This is a genomic window from Candidatus Protofrankia californiensis, from assembly GCF_900634765.1.
Classification (GTDB): Bacteria; Actinomycetota; Actinomycetes; order Frankiales; family Frankiaceae; genus Protofrankia; species Protofrankia californiensis.
The window spans coordinates 1,802-6,183 of record NZ_CAAAFT010000235.1; the positions used below are offsets into that span (position 1 = coordinate 1,802).

Here is a 4,382-nt window from a genome sequence, read left to right on the forward strand (position 1 = left end):
CTGACGGACGGGACGTCGACGCATTACTCGATCATGCCTGGTCAGACGTCGAGACGGCGGACCTCAGCAACGCAACAAACCCCTTGGCCACCCTCACATCCAACATGATCACGGCGACTCAAAATGCAACAGCCACCGTGCCGGCACGCGTGTCCCACTCCCGATTCCGATAACCATTCCGATGATTTACCCGGTCGGGTGAGATCTCGCCGTAGTCGGCGCCGCAGAGGCTGTTGGCCTCGGCGGACATCACCGCCTCGGCGAACGTCTTCACCATCATCCCGATCAGGTCGGGACTCGCTGCCAGCAGTTCCTTGCCGAGGGTCTCGGTGACATTCACAGTGGGGTTCGCGGCCATCGCGTTTCTCCTCCTCGAGTGCTTCGCTCGTTCTCGAAATGGACCGGAATTCTTTACCCCGCAAAAGTCCTAGTGTCTCGTGATTCAGTTAGATTTACTTTCCATTGTTGTCGACAAGCTTCTTGATGTTGGTCTGGACGAGTTGAACCTTCGCGAGAATCTCGTCGGCGGTTGCAGTCCAGACGAACGGCTCAGGACTGGTGTTCCAGTGGGAAATGTAGTCCCGGATCTGCTTGATGAGAACCTTCACGGAACTGAATGTGCCGCGACGGATCGACTGGCGGGTGATGACGCCGAACCAGGTTTCGATCTGGTTGATCCAGGACGAGCCCACCGGGGTGAAGTGGAAGTGCACGTGCGGGTTCTTCTCCAGCCACGCCTCGACGTCGGGGGTGGTGTGGGTGGAAAGGTTGTCCAGGACGATGTGGATCTCCTTGCCGGCATGCGGTTTTACGGCCTTCTTGACGAAAGCAAGGAAGTTCTCCCCGTCGCGGCTCGAACGGCATTCACCGAAGACCTCTCCGGTCCCGACATTCAATGCGGCGAACAGGTTCGTGGTGCCGTGCCGGACATAGTCGTGGGTGCGTTTCTCGGTGGCGTCGAACGCGATCGGCAGCAGAGGCTGCGTGCGGTCCAGTGCCTGGATCTGCGTCTTCTCGTCCAGGCTGAGCACGACGGCACCTCCGGGCGGGTCGAGATACAGACCAACGATGTCCGCGACCTTCTCGGCGAATGCGGGGTCTTTGCTGACCTTAAACGTGCCCTGCCGGTGCGGCCTCAGCCCGTTCTCCCGCCACAGCTTCGCCACGTAGTGCCAAGATATCGACGTACCGGTGGTACGGGCGATGTATTTGGCCATCTCCCGACTCGACCAGTGCGACAGGCCCGTCTCTACCGGCGGAGTGGTACGGGTCAAGGCGAGGACCCTGCTGCGGATCCTCGCCGGCACCTGCTCCCGGGGCGCCCCGCGGGGCCGGTCCACAAACCCGCCGACGCCATCAGTCACGTATCGGGAAAGCCACAGGTCCACCGTCGGCCGCGAAACCCCGGCTCGCGCGGCAACCTCCTTTTTCTGAAGGCCCTCGGTGTACCACAGCACGATCCGGGCCCGCGTCGCCACGTTCGCCGAAACGTCCCGGCCGTTCACCAGAGACAACAATTCCGCTCGCTCATCCGCCGTCAACTCCACCCCGCCATTTTAGCCGACGTCATCACATAAATTAATCAGAATCACGCAACACTAGCCGTGTTGGAAGGCGCGGAAGACGCGGTCGGCACGGCCTCCGGTATGGCCGCGTTCTTGGCGGTGTCGTTCGCTCTGCTCCAGCAGGGCGACCACGTTCTGCTCGCTGAGGGAATCTTCGGCACGACGACCCGGCTGTACGCTGGGTACCTGCACAAGTTCGGCGTCGCAACCACCGTCGTGAAGGTGAGCGAGAACGCTGACTGGCGAGGCGCCCTGCGACCCGAGACGAAGATGATCGTGGTGGAAAGCCCTACCAACCCGGTGATGCTTGTGGCCGACCTGCCCTTCCTGGCCAGCCTGGCCCGGGCGAACGGCGCCCTGCTAGTAGTCGACAACACGCTGTGCACGCCAATCTTCCAGCAGCCGATCGCGCTGGACGCGGACCTCGTCATCCACTCGGCCGGCAAGTACATCGACGGCCAGGGCCGGTGCGGCGGCGGCGTGGTGGCCGGCCGGGCGGAGCTGATCGCCGAGGTGCGCGGGGTTCTGCGTACCGCCGGGCCGAGCCTGAGCCCGTTCAACGCGTGGATCTTTCTGAAGAGCCTGGAGACGCTTCCGGTGCGGATGCGCGCTCACGACGCGAACGCCGCGCGGATCAGCGCCTGGCTCGCGGACCGCGACGACGTACGAGCCGTGCACTTCACCGGCAGTCCGACCCATCCGCAGAAGGACTTGGTGGCGGCCCAGCAGTCCGGCCACGGCGGCCTCGTCAGTTTCGAACTCTTCGGTGGACAGCCCGAGAGCTGGGCGTTCATCGACAGCCTGCGGCTGGTCTCAAACACCACCAACATCGGAGACACCAAGACGATGATCACGAATCCGGCGACCACGACGCACGGGCGGCTGTCGGACCAGGAGCGGCGGGCGGCGGGCGTGGCTCCCGGCCTCCTGCGGCTTTCGGTCGGGCTTGAGGACGTGCGAGACATCCTCGCTGATCTGGACCGGGCGTTCAGGGTCGTCCGAGGCGGCCGGTTCGCGGGGTTTCAATGATGCGGGGCGGCACCCACAACGTCCGACGAGGACGAGTCGCCCAAGACGTTCGACGAAGGCGAGCTCGGGTTACTGCTGAGTACGCTCATCCGATTCGGTTCATCGAATCCCGGCGGCTCCGAGCGCCCGATCGCCGAATGGATCGCCGACCGGCTCGCGGACGCTGGCGTGTGCTCGCAGCTCCTCGAGTCGGAACGGGGCCGAGCATCCCTGGTCGCCAGTATCCCGGGAAGCGACCCGCCTCGCCGACGCTGCTTGTGCATGGTCATCTCGACGTCGTGCCCGCGGACGGCGCCAAGTGGTCGCTGCCCCTTCGTCTCCATCGGAACTGCTGATCATTCGGACGCCTCTGGTTCCAGCACCGTCAGCCGCGTCGGCGCCGATGGTCCTTCGGGAGCTGGCGGGTTGCCAGGCCCCGGCAGGCGTGACGCCAGGAGAAGCGAGCCGAGGACGACCAGTGCCTCGATAAGCGCCACCTGAGTGTACGAGCCATGGGACTGGGCCGCGCCGAGCTGGCTGGACAGGGCAGCACCGATGCTGTGCAGGGTCCACACCAGACCGAGCGCGGTGGCCTGGGCACCCGCAGGCAGCGTCCGACCGATCCACAGTGTGGTCGCGACGACCGTCGCCAGGTAGCTGACGCCGAACACCACGCCGAACAGCAGGGAGGTCGCCGCGGTCGGGTGGAAGGCGACCAGCACCATGGCGACGCCCCGCAGCCCGTACCCTCCGACCAGGGTCTCCTTAATCCGCCCCTGGTCACACAGCCTGCCAGCCACCAACGAACCAAGGATTTCGAACACGCCGAGCACAGCCAGGGTGCCGCTGACCACGGTCGCACCCATCCCCGCCATGTCGAGGTGCGTGACAAGGTGGACGTCAACGAACGCCATGGTCACTCCACACCCAGCGAAGGCGAGTGACAACGTACGGAAGGTCCGGTCCCGCAGCACCGTGCCCAGCCGGGCGCGGAACGTAGATACCGCTCCGGCCGCGTCGCCGTCTACCGCCACCTCGGCCGGAACGGCCTCGTCCTCGGTGTCGGCCGACAGCCGCCTCAGCACCAGGGCGAGCGGAGTGAGCACAGCGAGCATCGCAGTCCCCGCTGCCGTGAAGACAAGGCGCCAGCTGACAAAGGTGCCGAGCCACACCCACAGCGGCACCAGAACGACGAACCCGACAGCTGGCCCGTTCGTCATGACCGCATACGCCAGACCCTCACCCTGCTCGGCGAACAGCTCACTCGCAAGCTTCCCCAGCGGTACATAGGAGAGCATGGTGAACGCGAACGCACCGAATACTCCGTAGACGGGCGCGAACACACCCACACCCGGTGCCGCGGCGCACGCCAGGAACGTGACACCAGCGAGCACCGTTCCCGTCACGAGCACCGCTGCACCGCCGAAGCGGTCCGCCAGCACACCGACAATCGGGCTTGCGACCGCGATGACCACCGCGAACGTCGTCGTCGACCAGGCGAACTGGCCGAGCGTCGAGCCCAGGTCCGCGGCGATGGGCGAGAAGTCCACCTGGATCGTGTTCTTCAGTGCTGAGCCGGACAGCGAAAGTGTGAAGGCGAGTACGGCCGCGAACACCAGAACGGTGTTGCGCCGGCACTGTTGCATTCGTCGATTACTGGCGATCTTGACCGCAGATCTTCCCGTCGACGGGGGCTCATGTGACCGAATCACGGAGGCTTCAGACACCCGAAACGACTGTGGAGGACGTCTCCACCGGAAGATTTGCGGTCAAGATCGGCCGGTCCTAGCGGATGCAACAGTGCCGTGC

Annotated in this window: 3 protein-coding genes and 1 pseudogene; 1 reads left to right on the plus strand and 3 read right to left on the minus strand. The window is 64.9% G+C overall.

The features are described 5' to 3' along the window. Window positions 1-124 precede the first annotated feature (124 nt). Window positions 125-358 (minus strand): annotated as a pseudogene (locus DD1DGNOD_RS12725) (transposase); the annotation flags it as partial. Between the two features lie 94 nt (window positions 359-452). Further along, window positions 453-1,547, minus strand: a complete 1,095-nt coding sequence (locus DD1DGNOD_RS12730; protein WP_131766095.1) for an IS630 family transposase — start codon at window positions 1,545-1,547, stop codon at window positions 453-455. Between the two features lie 57 nt (window positions 1,548-1,604). Between DD1DGNOD_RS12730 and DD1DGNOD_RS12735 the strand changes: the two genes are divergently transcribed. Beyond that, a complete protein-coding gene (locus DD1DGNOD_RS12735) occupies window positions 1,605-2,594 on the plus strand; it encodes an aminotransferase class I/II-fold pyridoxal phosphate-dependent enzyme (protein WP_241251346.1) in 990 nt (329 codons plus the stop codon). Window positions 2,595-2,929: 335 nt separating this feature from the next. Here the strand turns inward: DD1DGNOD_RS12735 and DD1DGNOD_RS12740 are convergent, their stop codons facing one another. Continuing rightward, window positions 2,930-4,219: an MFS transporter gene (locus DD1DGNOD_RS12740; RefSeq protein ID WP_131770210.1), complete on the minus strand. Its 1,290-nt coding sequence runs from the start codon at window positions 4,217-4,219 to the stop codon at window positions 2,930-2,932. Window positions 4,220-4,382: the final 163 nt, after the last annotated feature.

Coding starts and splice junctions, on each gene's coding strand:
- DD1DGNOD_RS12740 (WP_131770210.1), bottom strand. CDS start 4,219: ATGCAACAGTGCCGGCGCAACACCGTTCTGGTGTTCGCGGCCGTACTC.